Consider the following 20538-nt stretch of genomic DNA (forward strand, 5'->3'; position numbering starts at 1 on the left):
AAACTACGGCTGCAGGTCGCCTGATGAATTTGTTTTTATTAAACACATTTTCTCCTGGCTATCCAGAACGATTGTTCCCAGTATGAGTATGGTACCATCCACTTTTTGCCTGACTTTTGAAACCCTGTCCTGGTCTAATCCTCCGAAAGTCCTTTCCCATTCCACTTCATTCCCCACACTCACCTTGGCGAGATAAAAATCACTGTTATTTGCATTCGACCAGTTTCCAACAACTAGATAACCCCCATTATTGGCTTCAAAAACAGACTTTGATAAAACACTTGATTGCCCGATTTCTGCAGGAAAGCCTACCAGGTTATTTTCAATATTGAGACGGGTAAGCAAAATTCTATTATTGGAATTGGCTATTAGCAAGGAGCCGCCTTCTGATGTAGCGATCATATCAGACCCAAACTCATCATTCATACTTCCATAGGTTTTATAACCACCGCTTACTACGCCGATATTGTTGGTTGGAAACACCATAAGATTCAATCCGCCCTGCGTTCCGGGGTCTGAAGCATAGTAGCTCGAGGCATAAAACAGGAATTCACCATTTCTTTCGATGACTTTATGGCCATAATCCGCTTTATTTCGCCCATAGATACGTCTCCATTCATTGATCCCGTATTCAGTTAAATCCGGGTAAAGTCTCAAAGAAATAATATCGGTTAAGTCTTCACCTGAAGTTCCTTCGGGCTTTAACGGGTCAATATTGGTGGTATATCCGGTGACAATAATATCTCCGTTTGAAACCAAAGTAAGACTTGCCGGCACATCCTGATATGTTGACTCGGTTAAATCATGCACATAGACCTGATCGGGTGTCATTCCAATGGAAATGGAGTTGGAGGAGACGCTGCACACGTAAATATCCACGTCACCATTACCTCGTCTCAATTCTGCAGCGATGTACAACTGCCCGGCATCATTGATTACCGCATCGACTGCCACCAGGTCTTCAGTTCCTTCGGATATTGTGCCATAAGCGATTCGATTCCCAAGGAGGTCTGTTCGAACGATAAATATTTCCGAATTCTGTCCGGTTGCCCGTGAATTACCTACAAGCAAATATCCATCAGGAAGGACTTCCACGTCTACACCCTGCTGATTTCCTTCTTCACCATAATACTTGACAAAATAGTCTTCATAGCGTGGATCAATAGAATCTTCCGTATCGCACGAAAAAAACAGCGTTCCACACAGGACGGCCAGGACCTGAAATATCTTTATTGAACTTTTCATTTTCTGAATTTCTTTCGTTTACGTGGCTTATAAAAAGGTTTCACATATCCCACCGTAATAGCCAGATTATTAAGCCGTTTGTAATCATCCACATAGCCATATCGATATACGAGCTCATTATTCAGGTAATGACCTTTTTCATCAACGATGTTATTGAGCCCTCCGCGATATCTTAAGTCAACAACGATGAAATCATATTTCATCCGGATCATTACGCCGCCGCCGACAATTACATTTGTATTAAGATTAACCCGCTGGTCCATAATATCCACGGCCGGTCCGTTCACAGGAATTTCAGAGGTTGAAATCTGGGGTTCTCCGTTGATGAGGACCGTTTCGGTAACCCGGTCTATTAATTCGAGATCAGCCTTGGCGGAAAACGTATAATTCACCGAGGGACCACCATAGGCATAAGGGGTAATTTTTCCCATTTCCCAGCGCAATCTCACAAGCAGCGGAACCTCAATATTCCACTGATTTTCGGTCATCGTCTGGTCATCGTCATTGAACATAACCTGTTCGTACTTATATTTCTTCTGAACTAGGCCGATACCTGTTCCGATGCTTAGAAAATCAGAAACGACCACATCAATACCCAGTGATCCTTCAAATCCGTATCCAACTGAATACCGGGCCTGCTGGGGCTGATCTGAAGTATTGAAGGGCTGTATGATATCGGTCGCTGTATAATTAATTCCGATTCGGCTGTTGAAAACGAAAATCGGGCGCGTCGTAAATTTCTCACTCAGGTAAATTACATCGATCGGGTCACGTTCTTCATTCGGAATAAACGCCGGATCCTCATTCAACAACTTAAGATAGCTGTCCTCTGCCGCGATCGGATCATCAATGAAGAGATAGGTCTGGGTGAGCAGGAAGTAGGCATCAATTTTCTGTTGCGAGTTAAAACCGTTATCGAGACATGGTTTTAGCATTTTTGGAATCGCATAGAAATTACCCTGCTCAAACATTCTTTGTGCCTCCGTGAGCGTCTCCGTACACGTGAGGTTTTGAGCCTGCAAACATGTCGCTCCAAATAGCGCTAATATGATGAAACTTATTTTTTTCATATCAAGGCTTCATTTGAATATTATCACATGTGGTTTCATATGTGAGGCCATTTCCTACATATTTATTCCATTCCTCCTGCGTCATATTGGATTGGAGGAAAGCACATATTTCATCCGCCATTAATTCCGGACGGGTTGGCCAAAGGCGGATATCACCGTCGCCACAGGCTGCAATCAGGTAGTCACCATCCGGACTGAATGTAACATCCCATACATAGGAGTCATTATCTGAAATCTTAATGGGAATTTCACTCCACTTATCGGTTTCCCAGATGACCAGGCTCCCATCCAGGCCTGCAGTTGCCAGCAGCTTACCGTCAGCAGAGAATTCCATATCGCTGATTCGACCACGGTGTGTGGTTATTTCCTCCTTCATGGATGCCCAGCTAAGATCCATGATATGCAACATGCCTTTTTCATCCCCTATTCCCAGGCGAATGTCGTCCGGGGAAATAGCCAGTGAATGGATTGGTGTTCCGGGCTTGGAAAAGATGGTTTGGTCTTCTCTTTTTCCAACCAGGTCGATACGAATCACTTTACCACTTACAGTACCTCCATAGAGCCAGCGACCGTCATTTGAAATATCGATTGTTTTGAATTCCTCCGATGAAGTAATAATTAATTCACTTTCACCAGTCTCGAAGTTATTAAGCCGGATGGAGCGGTCGGCGCCAACCGAATAGAAAGACTTGCCGGAGGTGTGCAGGTGAAGATCATTCACAAAAGCGGTATGCCCTTTCACTATCCGGGGTTTTGTGCCCGGTTGAATGAGGTTATAAATCTGAAGAGATGCAGAATCACTTGCATTAACCAGCCATTTCTCATCAGCACTCAACAAAAGCTTCCTGTTTGGATAGCGATTTGACCCTACAACCATCATCAGGTCTTTCTGCTTAAGCGATGATGCAATAATTTTACCTTCCGTACCCGTTGCATAAAAGGTCTCACCATCGTTCGACATAACGAGCGTTCTGGCAGAGTTGCGCAGCGCGCCTTCGAGGGCATTGAAGTTTTCTCCCTTGAACGCCTCCAGTGCATTGAACAGACCTTCATAGATGTAAGGGTCATATACCTTACCACCATGAGTACTGTTGAATTTGTAGGCATGCTGTGCAAGCAGACCCTTCAGGTTGTTTTCATCGAGCGCCACAGATTTAATCGCCATTGACTGAGCTACTGAGAGGTATAAAAGATTTTGTGCATTATTTTGAGCAGCTTGTGCTTCATTTCTGGCAATGTTGGCAATCGTCTTCTCCCGTTCAGCAATACTTCGCTGGAACTCTGCTTTTTGAAAGTTTTCCTGTGCGATTGCGGTCTGTTGCTTTGCGATAGCCGTCTGTTCCTCGGCAAGTCTTAAATTGATGAGTGCCTGTTCTGTTGCCTTATCGGCCAGATCTTTTTGCTCGAGTGCAATCTGGGTCTGACGCATTGCTTCATCAGCATTTTTTTCAGCCTCAATGGCATTTTCAGTTGCTTGGTTAGCATTCTGTTCTGCAATCTGAGCGTTCTGTTCTGCCAGGATTCTTTGCTCATTCGCTTTGATTCCCTGCATAATCGCATATATGAAAAACAGGATGGATATCACCGCTGCAATTCCCAGAATAAGCGCCACCATTCTTGTTCTGCGCAGCAGGCGTTTTTGCATCATCTCCTGATGTTCCTGCTCGGCCTCAAACGTTTCACGGCTTGTTTCCAGGAATACCATAGACCGCTCAAAGGCCTCGTCATACCGACGTGCCCATTCATAGGTTGGTTGCTGTTTCTTGTGCCAGTTCAGTGCCAGCTGCAAATCCGGTGGTCGCCAAAGACCGGTTCTTCCCACCTGGTACATCGCCGCCGCTTCAGAGAGGCGCAGATACATCTGTGCCGACTCGTGCTCTTCATCCACCCAGCTTCGCAAACGGTCCCAGATCCGCATGAGAGACTCATGGGATATTTCGATGACACTGTCTTCATTGATGGGTATACTTTCTGCAGGCATGAGGAATGACCTTCCCTGTTTTCTGAAAGTCTCTACAACCGCAAACACCTCATCTGAGGAGCCATCTGCCTGCGCAATTACATTACTGAGTTGGACGGGCCGCCGCATACCCTGATTATCCCGGCCTTTTGAAGTGAGTGCCTTAAATAGAATTTCCGCGATTCGCTTTTGGGAGGTATTCAATTCCTCAAATGCCTCATTGGCATGTTGGGAAAGGGCTTCATGAATTGTTCCAATCGCGTTGTAATGACGTATGTCAATGGGCTCTCCTTCTTCCCTGGTTTGTTGCCAGTATTCCCAGGTCCGCATCATAGCATGCTGAAGAACAGGAAGCTGATCCTGGTTAAGTTCAAGGTCATCCAGGAGCTGATCAACAAGCCTGTCGGTAATTTCTCCTCCTCCAACAGCTACCGGGCCTTCAATCGCTTTACGCTTTTCTTCCCGGGTCATTTGAGGGATGAGATAATTACTTTGATTAATCGCCCGGGTGAGTTCCTCAAATCGCGCACTGCTTCCGATCTGATCTGATCGCATTGACAGTGCCACGTAAATATTTTTCTCACGGCACGCATTCATCAGCTGATCGACGAATACCTTTGCCTCGTCAAAACCGTCCTGAGTCTTTACCCTGAAAATTTCCTCAAACTGATCGACGACTACAAGTGTCTTGCCCTTTGGATTTTTATGGAGCTTCTTAATGGTATGGCGCAGGGCCAGTGGCGAAGACGAAAGTTGATCGACAAGACTTGACTTGGAAACACTTAATATAGACGAAGAACTTTCTTCATCGTGACGCAGAACCGCCTCGGCAATATTTGCAATGGGCGATAGTCCCGGGCGCGTGAGAACAATCTGCCATTCTCCCTCATCACCCGATTTTGTAACTCTCGGTATAACACCAGAACTAATCAGGGATGACTTACCACTTCCTGAATAACCCAGTACAGCCACGAACTGAAAAGAAAGAAGTTTATTAATGACTTCCCCAACTTCTCTTTCCCGGCCAAAATACAAATGACTTTCGCCCAACAGGAATGGCCGCAATCCCGGGAATGGGTTTGTGCCCTGCCATTCACCTGAATTTTGGAATGGAATATTTTCAGAATAAGCCCCTGTATTGAACATTTATATTCGTTTAAAAAATTTGATACGGGCAGTTTAAAAAATGCTTTCAGTGCCCAATATATCGATTATAGTTCTAAATAAAATACAATTTATTAGACCAATTATATTATATATTCATTTGACTTGTCATTAATTTGGCCGAACCCACATTATCTGAGAGCCACTCATAGAATATCTCCTTATTTATTACATAGAGAATCGTTCCATTTTCAGCAACCCTGAACTCTTTTTTGGAATACTCAATTGGTAAAGATTCGCCAAGGAAACTCCCGACAGTCAGTGACTTAACCATCTCTTCATCCTTCCATAAATCAACCTCGCCTTGCCTCACAATAAAGAAATTCCGATCAAAATCTTGCATTGAAGAAAGAATGTCGTGTGCCGCAAGTTCCCGGGTGGTAATTATATCGGAAATATCCGCTACCATTACTCCGGGAATATCCCTGAACATATCGGTTGATTTAAGAAATCTCACCTGCTGGAACCGGAAACGAAACATATCATCGCCGGAATCCAATACCAGTTTCCGCAACCGGTCGGCCTTTTCTTTTTCAAGTCTTTTGATGTTTTTTTCGAACCCGTCAGGATCCATTTGGTGAAGCGACCAGGCGGCAACTTCATGAATTAGCACATCCGGATTAAAGAGATTCGCGATTACATCCCTTTGAAAAATCTGAAGCTTACGACTCCCCATTTGGTAAAGTACGCTGGCCTTTGTCCACCGGTTGGATTGTGTGGAATCCCTGTTAAGCAAAAAGCGCAATACGCCTTTGTCATCAAGTTGTTTTCTGGGATAGAATACTTCAAGCTGGCGTGCTTTTTCCTGGAAGGTAAGATCATCGAGTACAGGTATAATCCGCTTCTTCAGATCGTCACTCAGGAAGACGTCCAGCAATTCGATTGCGTAGGTTAGTCCTTCTGAAGTGCCGCTTTCAATATTCTCCTTCACAAGGCTGATGTTGGATGCATCATACAACATCGAAAGAAGCATGTAAATATGACTGATGTCATGTTCCACTTCTTCCTCAATGGCCTGCCTGATCTCCTGGCCAAAGTGGGTTTCAGGCACTTCATTGTATGCCGCCATATTCCAGGCAATGGCCTCGATATCAGATTCAATGGCATATTTGATGCGAGGTATCTGTGTTACAGTTGCCTTGAAACCACAATTACCGAGGGCCACCATTACCTCTGAGACCACCAGCTTATGTGGAAAGTCGATTTTATTCCAGAGCAGCTCGATGGCCGGTTCGCCTCCTATTCGCCCGATGATCTGTACGATCTTCAGTGTTAGCGCATAATCATTTACATGCTTATAGAATGCAGCATCCAATGCGGGAAGGGCATCAGAGCCAATCGCTGTGAGGGCATTTGCCGCCATGATGCTATGGGCGGGCTGATTCAGGTTATCAATAAGTGCATTAAGAATCTCCCAGTTATACTTTTTCTGGGCCGTCTTCATAGCCGTATGGCGCACCTTGTAAACCGGATCATAGAGCAATTCCACCAGATAGTGTGATTTGTCTTCATCCGCATAATTACTGATTATCTCAGCGGCATACTGCCGGTCCTCTGGTTCCGGTGACTTTGATAACTTATAAACCCTGTTACGGGAGATCTCACCATATTTAAAGAGATCCAGCAGATCATTTTTTGAAAGAACTTTTTTATCCCCTGACGCCGGTCCATCCTGGATAACATATTTATCGGATACGCTGATCCCCTTCAATTCATTCATTTGATTCTGGGCAAAACTTCGCACGCCAGGTATTTCATGTGACATCAGCACATTCAGTGAATGCGGCAATACCTGGGGATGTATTTTTGCAAGGAGTTTGAAAGCGAAAATTGACATGCTTTCCATACTGTCCTTTAAAAAATTGTTCAGTTTGATGACCAGCTGTTCGGTCATAGTCATCGATTTTTCCGGTGAAGCTTCCTGCTGTTGAGTAGCGAGCTTTTTCGCGATCATTTCACGATACCCCTGGTACAGGCGCTTTACAACCAGGAAATAACCGGCAATGAGAAACAGCACCGCGTAGGAAAAGTGTATGAGTTCAACAAATGCGAAAGTAGATAATCCCAGAATGAGCAGACCGGCAATAAGCCTGGAGCCTTCATTTACAACCCCTTCCACCTTGGTCTGAATGTTAAACCGTATATCTATATTGAACGGCATAAAGTAGAGTTTGAACGTTGGATTCTCCAACGAGTCCCTTATCGACCAGTTGAATAAGCGGCTGAGGGCGATGAAGAGGAAGAAAAAGGCAGTCTCTGCCGTCAGGTCAAACTTAAACAGCCACCAGGCAACAATCGCTGCCAGGGTAAATAGTCCGACAATCACCGGTAATATCATCAGTGATACTTTAAGCCCGTATTCACTGATGATCTTATCATTTACAAATGACTGCATCAGGAATCCAAGAATGAGGACCACACCCCGGAAAATAGAGATAAAATTTCGTATGGTGCTCTCTTCAGGAAATTGTTCTGCTACCACATTTTGGAAGCTGTACTGAATGAAGGTAAACGTCACCATTGAAAAGATGAGAAACATAGACAGGAGGCGGACATAATCATTCCTGGCCAGTTTGGTATAGCGGGTAGCTTTCCGCTGCTCCCTGAAATTTTCAGTTGGGGCATCTTTTCGCTGATTCCAGTTGAGTGCAATCAGGAATAACAGTGCGATCCCTATACTGATAGCTGATATCAGCAGGTACGAAGTGGTCTCCGGGATTACGGACTGAAGTAACGGAATGGCAAATAATGTACCTATCGCTGCAATCAACTGGCCCACATCAATTCGTCCAATGATTCGCTTTGATTGCCGAAGATCAAATAAGCGTCCGAATGTGCCCCAGAATCCCAATAAAATGACTGCAGTTATGGGGCCTGTCATGGCGTACATTAGGAAAATCAGGTAGTCCTGGACCTGAACGTCGGACTGATGGTAGAAAAAATAAATTCCAAAAGTGAACAGGAGGATCAGCAGGAGATTGCCTGTAGCCAGTCGGGAAAATTTAACACGTCCCTGAAGACTGGCGAAAAGTGCTGTAGTGATCACACCCAGAATACCGGAAACGACTATGGCCTCTTTCAGGTATTCAATCATGCGATTCAGAAACAGGGTTTCAGCACTCACCTCGTAGGCGGCGAGAAATATTCCAAGAAAGAATCCCTTACCAAGGAGGAGCATCACAGGACGCTCCTCATCTTTACGTACATTTAGCGCAGAAAAAAATGCTTTGGGCATTGCGTTATCAGATTAAAAAAATAGCACCAAAGATGCAGTTCAAAGGGGTAAAATATTAATTCCGGGTGGGAGCCACAAGTTCACGGAAACAAAAAAAGCCTACACGTATGTAGGCTTTTAGACTTATTTTGACAATTCTTATTTAACAGCCGTGGAATCTGCCGGAGCGGCTAGCTCCTTTTGATAGGAAGCGTTCAGGCCTTCTATCACGATTTGAGTAATATCCATGGCATCCGAGGCAAACAACACGTCGCTTCCCTGATCATATTTAACGATCAGCTGCAGATTGTTCTCTTTACCATAGTCACGTAAAAATCCGGTAACACGGTCATACAGATCTTTATTCATCGTCGCTTCATCTACCATCAGGTCCTGTGAGAGTTTTTGTTGGTATAACTGCAGATTTTGCTGTTTTTTCACCAGATTCTCTTCCAGGGCGCGTGCCTGATTAATAGTCAAATTTCCTGCATTCTGCTGGTAATCATTGATTTCTTTCTGAAGTCCCTGCAGTCTGCTTTGGTATTCTCTTTCCAATCCGGAAGTTTTTGTCTGAAAATCTTCCTTCAACTTTTCGGCATATACATAATTCGCCAGCACCGAATCTGAATTGATGTAGGCCACCTGAAAATCAGGCATCTCTGCAACTTCCGCAGATTTCTCTTCGGTGTCAGGATTTTGATTAAAATGAAGAAAATAAAGAACCGCCACAGCGATAATCAACAACACATTAATAATGATAGATTGGTTTTTCACGTTAAATGATTTTTAGTAAACGGTCGCAAAGTAAGCAAAGATTTAAGAATTTTGCCAAGCTTTATTCATCCGCGTCCTCATCTTCTTCAGGACCGAACGAAATAAAGTAGACATCCTTCTCCTTTTTTTCCGGTGTATAGTGATAAAGATAAACCGTATCATCCACCTGATCATTGGTTGATTCTTCCGGCCCGGGGGATGAAGCAACCTGTGACAATCCCACATCCACCTGCCTGAAATAGAAGGCGCAAAACAGACCAGCTACGGCCCCCATCAGGTGAGACTCCCAGGAAACTCTGGAGTCTCCCGGCAGCATTCCCATGAAAAAGGTGCTCCCATACAGAAATAACATGATGAACGAAATCGCAAGCGTGGTTCGATCCCGACGAAGAAAACCGCTGCCCAGCAAAAAGGACAGCAGCCCATACACAATTCCGCTCGCTCCAATGTGATAAAAACCTTCGCGCGCCGCCAGCCAGACCCAAAATCCTGTCATAATATAAATGAGTCCGAATACCGGTAGCGCTATTCGTTCATAAAAATAAAAGAATGTCACTCCCAGTATTAACAAAGGAAAGCTGTTGGAAATTAAGTGAAAGAGATCGCCATGAACCAAGGGGCCGGTAAGTATTCCGATGGTCCCTTCCAGAGTAAGGGGTTTTATACCCATGTAACCAAGATCGATCTGATAGGTATTTTCTATGATCTTAACTGACCAAAGAACAAAAAGAAACGATAATGTAATGTAGACACTCTTCCTGAAACGCTTACCCTCCCGCATATCAAACCATTTAAAAAATTAATCCATTACCTCTTCATCCTCGGTCATAAAAGTGTAGAGGGTATCGTCCAGCTTCAATGTATCTTCATTGAAATCAATAATAAAGCGCTTCATAACTTCATCGGTGATCTTATCAATATTCAGTGCAGCATCAAGCCCGATCCCGAAATCAACGTTCGGATCCAGGTCCACAAATTCATGCACTTTCACCTCCCCTTCTTCCTCCAGTTCCATCATGACTTCTGCCATATAAAGCCCGATTTCCTCTTCCAGGTCATCCAGAGCCTGAAGATCTCCATTCTCATCTTCACGGTACCGGATACTTTTGAATTCAGGAAAATGACGCGCGGCTTTATGCTCGGCAATTTCATACAATTCGCTGTTATGGTGCAAACGGAGTGTATATAGTGCCGCATCATATACCACCGGTCTGCCCTCATACATTCCTATGAAATAGAAATGCTGATACTCATCCGAATTGTCTTCTCCGTCGATTACTATAAAATTCTTGCCGGTCCTGGCAATACGCTGCCTGTACTGTTCAATAACCTCCGGATCAAAGCCTTTATTACTGGTAAACATTGTGTGATCTTTACGCTTTCTACTAATAAGATAAATTATAAATGCCTAATTAACAACAAGTAATGCGTTACTTTTTTGTTGCTGAATCATAAACCGACATGATAATCGATACGATGATACTGAAGAGCAGTGCCCACCAGAAATTCGCTACAACAAACCCGTCTACAAAATAACCGGCGATCAGGATGATAACGGCGTTGATCACCAGGAGAAACAGTCCAAGAGTAAGAATGGTTAACGGAATTGTTAGTGCTACCAAAACAGGCTTTAAAAACGTATTGAGTATGGCAAGCACAACTGCTACGAAGATCGCGGCAACCAGGGACTCAACTGTGATTCCGGGGAGTAAATATCCTGTTGCAAAAACGGCCAGGGCAGTGAAGAGAAATTTTATAATGATGCGCATCGAATAAGAAGTTTTATTGATACTACAAATAATTCTTAGAATTGAAAAGAATTAAATTCTGAAATACAGTTTGTTATTACAATATGAAACAAAAGAGGCGCCCTTTCGGGCACCTCTCCGTCCGGATGGACAATTCCGGTCATCCGGTCTTCAGTATTTTTGGCAGCACAAATTCAACGAAGGTATATGCCTGATATTTTAAAAAGGTGACCCGCCTAAGCCAGGGATAAGGCGCCATGATCTGTAAGAAAAGTTTCCGTACCTGAATAAATTACGTGGTTACCGAATCACGGCATATGCACATTCCAATGCTAACGTCTTTGAAATGAATCAATTTGCCGAATCCAGAAAATATTTACCGTTCAAAAAACTTATTTCAAAGCATGTAATGGAATTTGAACATACGTGAAGATTAGAGGTTTTATTTGCAGAAAAGAAGACTTGTAATATGCGCTATATCCTTATTTTATTCTGCCTCCTTTCTGCCAGTATGTCCTTCAGCCAGGAAAAAGTAACTGTCGAAAAAACTCAAATACTTGAAAGAATGCTTTCTGAAATCAACTCAGACAGCATCAGGAGTTATGTCGAAACGCTGGTTTCCTTTGGCACCCGTCATTCGCTGAGTGAAACCGAAAGTAATATTCGTGGAATTGGCGCCGCACGGCGGTGGGTCCTATCGAAATTTCAGGAATTCAGTGCCGCTTCCGGAAGCCGTCTTAACTCCGAACTGGATTCTTTTACTGTACCTGCCGGACGAAGAATACCGTACGAGGTGGAAATGAAGAATGTTATGGCCACACTACCCGGCTCTGATCCCGGCGATGACAGAGTGCTTATTATCAGCGGCCATCTCGATTCCCGGGTAAGTGATGTCATGGACAGCACCAGTAACGCGCCAGGTGCGAATGACGATGCTTCAGGCGTGGCTCTCGTGCTTGAGCTGGCCCGGATCATGTCGAAACAAACCTTTCCGGCAACAATCATCTTTGTGGCGGTCGCCGGCGAGGAACAGGGATTACTTGGTGCCACTCACCTGGCAGATCAATTAAAAAAAGACAGCATAAATGTAATTGCCATGTTTAATAATGACATGGTAGGCAATTCTGTTTCAAGCGAAACCGATATTCGTGATGCACGAAGAATGAGGTTGTTTTCTGAAACTATCCCCGCTTATGAAACGGATCAAATGAGCAGAATGCGTTCCTACACCGGTGCGGAGAATGACAGTAAGTCCAGGCAGCTCGCGCGTTTCATTAAGATCGTTGGTGAAACCTATCAACCTGATTTTGAAGTAACATTGAATTATCGCGTCGACCGGTACCTGAGAGGTGGTGATCATATTCCCTTCACCAGAAATGGATTTACAGCTGTTAGGTTCTGCGAAATGAATGAGAATTACCTGCACCAGCACCAGGATGTTCGTGTTGAAAATGAAATCCAGTATGGAGACCTGCCCGAATATGTAAATTACAACTATGTAGCAAGCATAGCCCGTGTGAACCTTTCAGCACTTGCAACACTTGCCAGCGCCCCTTATGAGCCTGAAAATGTGGGGATCAGGCTGGAACTGGGCAATATATCCACCCTGCAATGGGATGCCCCGGACAAAGGTTCAAAGCCGGCGGGCTATAGAATACTGATACGTGAAACATATGAATCGAACTGGACTACCTCCTTGTACACCGAAGAAACATCAATAGAGATTCCGTACTCCAAGGATAACTATTTCTTCGCTGTTCAGGCAGTAAATGCTGAGGGTTATACCAGTCTGCCGGTGATTCCGGTTCCGCGCAGGTAATTTATTCGGTGTACCAGCCCGCATACATGGGATAATTCCGTGCTGTACGTTCAATTACCTCGAGCATTTCCGGACCTGTATCCTTCAATTCCCTGGCAGGCATTCCTCCATAGATCTTTCCGGCAGGCACCTTTGTGCCTGGTAAAACCACGGCACCCGCGGCAATAACCGATCCTTCCCCAATGTGGGCATGATCCATTACAATTGCGCCCATACCAATTAATACGCGGTCTTCTATAACACATCCATGAACAATAGCATTGTGCGCAATTGAAACCTTGCTTCCAATGGTTGTGGATGCCGTCTTGTAGGTGGCATGAATTATCGCACCATCCTGAATATTCGTATCATCACCAATAGTAATGCTGTGAACATCTCCCCGAATTACTGCATTGAACCATACCGTGCACCGGTCACCCATAATGACCTCTCCTACTACAACTGCATTGTCTGCCAGGTAACAATCTGCCCCCAGTAAAGGGGTACAATTTCGGACACTTTTTATAATGGGCATAAATTTATTTGTTTAAACATGTAAATTCTGAAACAATATTTATCTACCTTCGTTATACAATTGTAAAAAACAAAAACCAGGACTTAAAAACTTAATTATCGTAAACATGAAATCTTTAAAATTTTTAGCATTTGTATTTATCGTTGGCATGACAGCGGCTTGTTCAGGCAAGCCGGAAGGCACAGATGCAGAGGTTACCGACGCTCAGGAAGTTGCAGAAGTTTCGTCTGAAGCTACTTCTTTTGCCATCAACACAGACAACAGCACCATTAGCTGGATAGGGTCAAAGCCTGCTGGCAAGCACAATGGCTGGCTTCCAATCACCGAAGGTTCGATCGCCGTACGTGACGGACAGATTGAAGGTGGTAAAATCGTAATGAGTGTAACAGACATTCAGAACGAGGACCTTGCAGGAGATCCTGATTCACAGGCAAAACTTGTCGGTCACCTGAAATCAGCTGATTTCTTTGACGCAGAGAATCATCCTACAGCCACTTTTGAAATCACTTCAGTGGAGCCGTTTGACGGCAGTCAGGAAATCGTTGAAAAGGAAGAGTTCGAAACTGAATTTACTCCTGCAACAAACAAGGAGAACATGGTGGAGGAACCTACACATACGATCACCGGTAACCTTACTATGCGTGGAAAAACATTGGCAGTGAGCTTCCCTGCAAACGTTTCAATGGAAAACGGACAAATCTCAGCAAAAGCCAAATTCAACATCGACCGGACCAATTGGGGACTGATGTACGGTGACGAAGCCAGTGCACTGGATAAGGCAAAGGACAAATTTATCTACAATACTGTAAACATTGGATTTGAGGTCACAGCAGCAGCCAGCAATGAAATGGCTTCTATGTAATCAATAATTCATTATTCAGGTTGAAGGGGGAACCGTTTTCGGTTCCCCTTTTTATTTATCTTTAGCCCATGAGTACGAAAGCTGCTGAAAAAACCATTCTCCTGAAGGATACCGGAGCTGATTTCTGGGGACGGGCGCAAGCGTGGGGCAGCAGGTTTGACTACTGCATGATTTTCAATGGTAATGAAATACCCTACCCCATGGGCGCATTCCCGAAAATGATCATGGCAGGCAACAAACGAGGCGTTGAATTTAGCCAGGGAACTGCCTTCACCTCCCTGAAATCTGATCGTGATTTGAACAAGACCTGGCTTTGTGGATATTTTGGATATGATTTGAAAAATGAAATCGAAAGACTCCAAAGTATGCATGACGATTTCACCAAATTTCCCGATATGTGTTTTTTTGAACCGGAACACATACTGATCTTTGAAGATTCAACGGTCCGGCTTATTAGCGATACATCCGCAGAAACGCTGTTGCAAAATATTTCATCAACGGCACTCAACAATCCTCCGAACAAGTCAGGCACCGCCCGCCTCATCAGATCAGTAAAGCGGGAAACCTATTTAAAAAACGTAGAACATATCCGGGAACATATCCTGAACGGGGATATGTATGAAATGAACTATTGTATTGATTTTGGTCTGAGCGATGTTAACCTGAATCCATTTGAATTGTATCAGTCGCTTCTGCGGCAATCTCCAACACCCTTTTCATGCTTTGGCCGCTTTAAAGATCATTACCTTATCTGCGCGTCGCCAGAAAGGTTCCTGAGAAAAAATGGGGATGTGTTATTGTCGCAACCCATCAAGGGAACAGCCCGCCGCAAGGAAGACCCAGAGGCCGACTCGCAGGTACGCCAGGAGTTATATAATTCTGAAAAGGAACGTGCTGAAAATATGATGATTGTGGACCTCGTTCGGAATGACCTTTCGAAAAGTGCCATTACAGGTTCAGTTAAAGTTCCTGAACTTTTTGGTATTTATTCATTCCGACATTTGCACCAGATGATCTCCAGTGTTACCGCAGACCTTCGCCCGGATACTCACATCGCTGATGTCATCATGAATGCATTCCCGATGGGCAGCATGACCGGAGCACCCAAGGTGAAAGTAATGGAACTCATCGAACAATATGAATCCGCCAAACGGGGAATTTATTCGGGAGCTGCCGGATTTTTTACACCAGAAGGTGATTTCGACCTGAATGTTGTAATTCGGAGTCTGGCCTATAACAGCCAAATGAATCGTCTTAGCTTTTCAGTAGGCAGCGCAATCACCTACGACTCCAATCCCGAACAGGAATATGAGGAATGTCTTCTGAAAGCCCGTGCCATCCTGGATGTGCTCTCTGAGTGCGGCATCCAAATGCCCGATCTGACCAAATAAAAATACTGACATAATGTCACTTTTTTCGGCGTAAAATGTACCTTTGCACCTCGAAAAGGTATTGAAATGCAAAAATTGATTAACGATCTGGATATTCTCGACTCCAAGGATACGGAAGCCTGTGAGACGGTGCATATTTCTGCAACCGAACGAACAGGCAAGGAACGTAAATTATATATTGAGAGCTATGGATGTCAGATGAATTTCTCCGACAGCGAGATTGTTTCATCGATTCTGAAGGATCACGGATTTGATACGACTTCAAATTTTGACGAGGCGGATGTTGTCTTCCTGAATACCTGTTCCATCCGCGAAAAAGCAGAACAGACTGTTCGCAACCGGTTGGTGCAATTTAATCATGTAAAGGAGAAACGGCCCGAGATGATCATCGGGGTACTCGGCTGTATGGCAGAACGGCTCAAGAGCAAATTGCTTGAAGAAGAAAAGATCGTTGACCTGGTGGTCGGACCCGACGCCTACCGTGACCTGCCAAAACTTGTAGAGAACGCCGAAATTGGGCAAAAGGGTGTAAACACGTTCCTTTCCAGGGAAGAAACCTATGCCGACATCAATCCGGTGCGTCTGAATTCAAATGGTGTTACAGCTTTTATCTCAATTATGCGTGGCTGCGACAATATGTGTTCATTTTGTGTGGTGCCTTTTACCCGCGGCCGTGAACGAAGCAGAGACCCTTTTTCCATCGTGAAGGAAGCAGAAGCACTTTTCGAAAGCGGATACCGTGAAGTTACGCTGCTGGGGCAAAATGTTGACTCATACAAATGGTCTTCAGAAGAGAACAATAAAGCAAGACTGGAAAAGTCGGAAGTTGAAGAGGTGATCAACTTTGCACAACTACTCGAAATGGTAGCAAAGGTAAATCCGGCATTGCGCGTACGTTTCAGCACATCACATCCAAAAGACATTACAGATCAGGTACTGGAGACTATTGCCCGATATGACAATATTTGCAATTATATTCACCTGCCGGCCCAGAGTGGAAGCAGCCGTGTGCTTGAACTTATGAATCGCACTTACGACCGTGATTGGTATATGAACCGGGTAGATGCCATCCGCCGGATCATTGGTGAGGACTGCGGTATTTCATCAGACATGATTGCCGGATTCTGTTCTGAGACTGAAGAAGAGCACCAGGAGACCCTATCACTCATGGACTATGTGAAGTATGATTTCTCGTATATGTTCTATTACAGTGAACGTCCGGGTACCCTGGCCGCAAAGAAATACGAGGATGATATTCCGCTCGAGGTTAAGAAGAGAAGGCTCAGTGAGATTATCAGTCGCCAGCAACAGCATTCACTGGAACGTAACCGCCGCGATGTCGGTAAAATTCAGCAGGTTTTAATTGAGGGTTTCAGCAAACGCTCAAATGAGCAGTTACAAGGACGAAATTCGGCCAACAAAGTGGTGGTTTTTCCCCGGGGTAATCACAAGAAAGGTGAATATGTGGAGGTCCTTATTAAGGAATGTACGGCAGCCACGTTGCTTGGAGAGGTCGTAAACCAAACCGGAATATAATGATTGACGATACGGAACTTCAGCAGATAAAGCTTCGCTTTGGCATCATTGGGAATTCTCCATTGCTGAATAATGCAATTCGGGTTGCCGCTCAGGTGGCGCCAACCGATATGTCGGTGCTCATCACAGGTGAAAGTGGCAGTGGGAAGGAATCTTTTTCAAAGATCATCCACCATTTGAGCCCAAGAAAACACAACCAGTTTATTGCGATCAACTGTGGCTCCATCCCTGAAGGTACTATTGATTCCGAATTATTTGGCCACGAGAAAGGATCCTTTACAGGAGCACATGAATCCCGGAAAGGATACTTTGAGGTGACCAATGGCGGCACTATCTTTTTGGACGAAATCGGTGAAATGCCATTGGGCACACAGGCAAGGCTGCTTCGCGTGTTGGAAAATGGTGAATTCATTAAGGTAGGATCATCCAAGGTACAAAAGACGGATGTACGTGTTGTGGCGGCTACCAACATCAATCTGCTGGAAAATGTCGAGAAAGGAAAATTCAGGGAAGACCTGTATTACCGGCTGAGTACCGTGCCTATTTATGTTCCGCCGTTGCGCGATCGTGGCGAGGATATTGATTTGCTTTTCAGAAAGTTCGCAACAGATTTTGCCGAGAAATATCGTGTTAAACCCATCACCCTTACCGAGGATGCCAGGGACATTTTGCTCAAATACCGTTTTCCAGGCAACATACGTCAGTTAAAGAATCTGGTGGAACAGATCAGTGTTCTTTCCACTGAAAATAAGCTCATTGATGCCGATACCCTGAAACGATTTTTACCGGCACCAATTTCACCCCTACCTGCGCTTTACAAGGGTCACGAACAGTCAGATCAGTCGTTCTCTGAGCGCGACCTGCTCTATAAGGTTCTTTTCGATATGAAAAAGGACATGACCGAATTAAAGAAATTTGTACTGGAAGCCATAGAGAATGACGATTCGAAGCATCAGATCATTAAGGAACACAGCGATCTTTTTGATGACATCGATGAGGAAGCAACACCGCAACCCGTCCCCGCTCCTGTTCCGGTCCTTTTGAATCTTGAAAGTTCATCCGACAATGACTTCGAAGAAAATACCGATGAGATTCAGGATATTTCCCATGAAATGGAGGATGAATCTTTGAGCCTTGAAAAGAAGGAAAAGGAGCTGATCATCCGGGCTTTGAAGAAAAATAATAATAAGCGTAAATATGCGGCACAGGATTTGGGGATCTCTGAACGTACTTTGTACCGTAAGATCAAACAATATGAGCTTGAGGATATGTAGTCTATCCCTGTTACTGGCCGCCATGTTCTATATAGCGGGATGCGGCGTATATAGCTTTACAGGTGTTTCCATAGATGCTGAAACACTGTCGATCCGCGATTTTATCAATGAAGCTGATAACGGACCCCCGGATCTGGCACAAACTTTCAGTAATAAAATTAAAGATTATTATCAGCGAAACACTAATCTGACCCTGATCCCTGAAGGTGGCGAACTTCTGCTGGAAGGAGTGATCACAGGATATCGCCTTACACCGGTTTCCCCTCAGGCAGGCAATCAGAATGAATTTGGTGACCTCTCGGCACTAACACGTTTAACCATTACGGTACAGGTTTCCTACATAAATGAGAACAACGATCAGTTCAATTTTGAAAATAAAAACTTTTCATTTTTCTCTGATTTTGACAGCGATGAAAATCTTACCGCCATTGAAAATCAGCTGATTGAAGAAATATACGACCAAATTATTTTGGATATATTCAATGCCTCGGTTGCCAATTGGTAATTTTTACCATATTTTTAACCCTTAACGAGCAACTATTTTTCATCAATCCATCTTGCTTTGAGCAAACAAAAATTCAACAAGATCGTGGGTAACATCCACGATGTGTCTGCCGCAGACCGAAAGAAGCTGGAAGAATTGGCAGCTGAATATCCTTATTCTCAGGTAATTCATGTCCTATTGGCCAAGGCACATCAGGATGCCGGTACGGATAAATCCAGGGAAGTACTGAATTATGCTGCCATGTACACCACAGACCGGTCGGTGCTACGTGAGCTTATGGCAAAGAAACAATCTGCTCAACCGGCCCCTTTGAAAGAAGAAGGCAACAAGGAAAATCTGATGAGTGACCTCGAGGCACTCAAGAAACAGAAGGCGGCGTTTGCAGACCAGACAAAAGATGCAGAAACGAAGCCTGCAAGTGCGCGAAAAAAAGCAGCCACTACCGCGAAAACATCTAAAACCAAGAGCACATCATCAGCCAGGGCAACGACTAAAAAAACCTCCGGCACCACTTCAGCTAAAAAAACAACGGCCAAATCAGCCACTTCAACACGCAAGTCAGCTTCAACACCAAAAAAATCTACCGGAGCAAGCACGGCAACTGCAGCTAAAAAAACAGCGAGTGTAAAGAAGAGCACAACGGCCGCCAAAAAAACCAGCACTTCAGCAGCAACCGCTGCCACGAAAAAAGCTGCTACAACAACGAGAAAATCCGGTACTGCAGCCAAGTCCACCACTGCTGCCGCAAAAAAAACAGTATCGACCACCGCAAAACGTAGTACTGCATCTGCAAAAAAAGCAACTACTCCCGTATCAAAGGCAGCTGCTAAAAAGCCAGCAGCCTCCAAAACAAAATCAACGGCTAAAACGGCTAAAACGGCTGGGGCTCAGAAAACCCCCGCTGCTGCAAAAAAATCACCTGCTCCGAAGACTGCTGCAAAATCATCCGCAGCTAAATCGACGGCCGCCAAATCCCCTGCTGCAAAAAGCACAGCTGCAAAGTCAACCTCCACAAGGAAAACCGCTTCCACGCGGGCAAAACGTGCCACAGGAAATACCACGCGAAAATCAGGTGCAGCTAAAACCACTACCCGAAAAACGGCCTCTTCCGATAAGAAAGAAAGTGACGCCGACAAGGGCAGTAAAAAAAAAACGGTAATAACGGATAACCTCTTCCTCAAAGAGCATCCAAAGCTTAAAAAGCAACGGAAGATTATAGATGAATTTATCCGGAAAGAACCAAGCCTGGCTCAACGCCCGGCAGAACTGACCTATAACCAGGAAGACCTGTCGATCGACAGCACAAAACTCCGTGAAGACCTGGTGAGTGAAAACCTGGCACAGATATTACTGAATCAGGGCAAGAAGCAGAAAGCAATCGAGATTTATAAAAAATTAATTTGGAAGTTTCCTCAAAAAAAGGCTTACTTTGCAGCTCGAATTGAAGAATTGAATAAATAGG

Annotated in this window: 16 protein-coding genes; 7 read left to right on the top strand and 9 right to left on the bottom strand. The window is 44.5% G+C overall.

The genetic code is table 11. From position 1 onward, the window contains the following. Positions 1 to 3 precede the first annotated feature (3 nt). From LDX50_RS00575 to LDX50_RS00610, 8 genes are all read right to left on the bottom strand, one after another. The gene (locus LDX50_RS00575) at positions 4 to 1245 is read right to left on the bottom strand and encodes a hypothetical protein (RefSeq protein ID WP_225696457.1); all 1242 of its coding nucleotides are present in this window, start codon (positions 1243 to 1245) and stop codon (positions 4 to 6) included. Further along, positions 1242 to 2315 carry an outer membrane beta-barrel protein gene (locus LDX50_RS00580; protein WP_225696458.1) on the bottom strand — a complete coding sequence of 358 codons (1074 nt, stop codon included), beginning with the start codon at positions 2313 to 2315 and terminating at the stop codon, positions 1242 to 1244. The genes LDX50_RS00575 and LDX50_RS00580 overlap by 4 nt, the downstream gene beginning before the upstream one ends. 1 nt (position 2316) lies before the next feature. Beyond that, complete coding sequence (locus LDX50_RS00585) at positions 2317 to 5421, bottom strand: WD40 repeat domain-containing protein (RefSeq protein WP_225696459.1); 3105 nt, start codon at positions 5419 to 5421, stop codon at positions 2317 to 2319. A gap of 106 nt (positions 5422 to 5527) precedes the next feature. Further along, complete coding sequence (locus LDX50_RS00590; RefSeq protein WP_225696460.1) at positions 5528 to 8674, bottom strand: hypothetical protein; 3147 nt, start codon at positions 8672 to 8674, stop codon at positions 5528 to 5530. A 138-nt stretch (positions 8675 to 8812) separates the two neighbouring features. Continuing rightward, entirely contained in the window at positions 8813 to 9427 is a 615-nt protein-coding gene (locus LDX50_RS00595; protein WP_225696461.1) for an OmpH/Skp family outer membrane protein, read from the bottom strand. A gap of 61 nt (positions 9428 to 9488) precedes the next feature. After that, complete coding sequence (locus LDX50_RS00600; protein WP_225696462.1) at positions 9489 to 10208, bottom strand: rhomboid family intramembrane serine protease; 720 nt, start codon at positions 10206 to 10208, stop codon at positions 9489 to 9491. A gap of 18 nt (positions 10209 to 10226) precedes the next feature. Further along, positions 10227 to 10790 (bottom strand): hypothetical protein, encoded by a 564-nt coding sequence (locus LDX50_RS00605; protein WP_225696463.1) that lies wholly within the window; start codon positions 10788 to 10790, stop codon positions 10227 to 10229. 67 nt (positions 10791 to 10857) lie between these two features. After that, positions 10858 to 11196 (bottom strand): phage holin family protein, encoded by a 339-nt coding sequence (locus tag LDX50_RS00610; protein WP_225696464.1) that lies wholly within the window; start codon positions 11194 to 11196, stop codon positions 10858 to 10860. Between the two features lie 448 nt (positions 11197 to 11644). On the opposite strand from LDX50_RS00610, the gene LDX50_RS00615 reads away from it, so the two are divergent. After that, positions 11645 to 12994, top strand: coding sequence for a M28 family metallopeptidase (locus LDX50_RS00615; RefSeq protein WP_225696465.1), 1350 nt, complete (start codon positions 11645 to 11647; stop codon positions 12992 to 12994). Between the two features lies 1 nt (position 12995). On the opposite strand, the gene LDX50_RS00620 is transcribed toward LDX50_RS00615, so the two are convergent. After that, positions 12996 to 13508, bottom strand: a complete 513-nt coding sequence (locus tag LDX50_RS00620; RefSeq protein ID WP_225696466.1) for a gamma carbonic anhydrase family protein — start codon at positions 13506 to 13508, stop codon at positions 12996 to 12998. A 106-nt stretch (positions 13509 to 13614) separates the two neighbouring features. Here LDX50_RS00620 and LDX50_RS00625 point away from each other — a divergent pair, with 106 nt between their 5' ends. The 6 genes from LDX50_RS00625 (at position 13615) to LDX50_RS00650 (ending at position 20537) form a co-directional block, all read left to right on the top strand. Next, entirely contained in the window at positions 13615 to 14370 is a 756-nt protein-coding gene (locus LDX50_RS00625) for a YceI family protein (RefSeq protein ID WP_225696467.1), read from the top strand. A gap of 68 nt (positions 14371 to 14438) precedes the next feature. Next, positions 14439 to 15761: an anthranilate synthase component I family protein gene (locus LDX50_RS00630; protein ID WP_225696468.1), complete on the top strand. Its 1323-nt coding sequence runs from the start codon at positions 14439 to 14441 to the stop codon at positions 15759 to 15761. Positions 15762 to 15827: 66 nt separating this feature from the next. Next, a complete protein-coding gene (gene miaB / locus LDX50_RS00635; RefSeq protein ID WP_225696469.1) occupies positions 15828 to 17297 on the top strand; it encodes a tRNA (N6-isopentenyl adenosine(37)-C2)-methylthiotransferase MiaB in 1470 nt (489 codons plus the stop codon). Next, positions 17297 to 18571: a sigma-54 interaction domain-containing protein gene (locus LDX50_RS00640; protein ID WP_225696470.1), complete on the top strand. Its 1275-nt coding sequence runs from the start codon at positions 17297 to 17299 to the stop codon at positions 18569 to 18571. Before miaB ends, LDX50_RS00640 begins: the two co-directional genes overlap by 1 nt. Then, positions 18552 to 19076 (top strand): LptE family protein, encoded by a 525-nt coding sequence (locus LDX50_RS00645; RefSeq protein ID WP_225696471.1) that lies wholly within the window; start codon positions 18552 to 18554, stop codon positions 19074 to 19076. Before LDX50_RS00640 ends, LDX50_RS00645 begins: the two co-directional genes overlap by 20 nt. A 57-nt stretch (positions 19077 to 19133) precedes the next feature. Then, positions 19134 to 20537 carry a hypothetical protein gene (locus LDX50_RS00650; RefSeq protein WP_225696472.1) on the top strand — a complete coding sequence of 468 codons (1404 nt, stop codon included), beginning with the start codon at positions 19134 to 19136 and terminating at the stop codon, positions 20535 to 20537. Position 20538: the final 1 nt, after the last annotated feature.

Source organism: Fulvivirga sedimenti, assembly GCF_020328055.1.

What these genes read in the sequence shown, in the direction of transcription:
- miaB (WP_225696469.1), top strand. Translation starts at nt 15,828, where the DNA reads ATGCAAAAATTGATTAACGATCTGGATATTCTCGACTCCAAGGATACG.
- LDX50_RS00615 (WP_225696465.1), top strand. Translation starts at nt 11,645, where the DNA reads ATGCGCTATATCCTTATTTTATTCTGCCTCCTTTCTGCCAGTATGTCC.
- LDX50_RS00640 (WP_225696470.1), top strand. Translation starts at nt 17,297, where the DNA reads ATGATTGACGATACGGAACTTCAGCAGATAAAGCTTCGCTTTGGCATC.
- LDX50_RS00630 (WP_225696468.1), top strand. Translation starts at nt 14,439, where the DNA reads ATGAGTACGAAAGCTGCTGAAAAAACCATTCTCCTGAAGGATACCGGA.
- LDX50_RS00590 (WP_225696460.1), bottom strand. Translation starts at nt 8,674, where the DNA reads ATGCCCAAAGCATTTTTTTCTGCGCTAAATGTACGTAAAGATGAGGAG.
- LDX50_RS00580 (WP_225696458.1), bottom strand. Translation starts at nt 2,315, where the DNA reads ATGAAAAAAATAAGTTTCATCATATTAGCGCTATTTGGAGCGACATGT.
- LDX50_RS00625 (WP_225696467.1), top strand. Translation starts at nt 13,615, where the DNA reads ATGAAATCTTTAAAATTTTTAGCATTTGTATTTATCGTTGGCATGACA.
- LDX50_RS00600 (WP_225696462.1), bottom strand. Translation starts at nt 10,208, where the DNA reads ATGCGGGAGGGTAAGCGTTTCAGGAAGAGTGTCTACATTACATTATCG.
- LDX50_RS00575 (WP_225696457.1), bottom strand. Translation starts at nt 1,245, where the DNA reads ATGAAAAGTTCAATAAAGATATTTCAGGTCCTGGCCGTCCTGTGTGGA.
- LDX50_RS00605 (WP_225696463.1), bottom strand. Translation starts at nt 10,790, where the DNA reads ATGTTTACCAGTAATAAAGGCTTTGATCCGGAGGTTATTGAACAGTAC.
- LDX50_RS00620 (WP_225696466.1), bottom strand. Translation starts at nt 13,508, where the DNA reads ATGCCCATTATAAAAAGTGTCCGAAATTGTACCCCTTTACTGGGGGCA.
- LDX50_RS00585 (WP_225696459.1), bottom strand. Translation starts at nt 5,421, where the DNA reads ATGTTCAATACAGGGGCTTATTCTGAAAATATTCCATTCCAAAATTCA.
- LDX50_RS00610 (WP_225696464.1), bottom strand. Translation starts at nt 11,196, where the DNA reads ATGCGCATCATTATAAAATTTCTCTTCACTGCCCTGGCCGTTTTTGCA.
- LDX50_RS00645 (WP_225696471.1), top strand. Translation starts at nt 18,552, where the DNA reads ATGAGCTTGAGGATATGTAGTCTATCCCTGTTACTGGCCGCCATGTTC.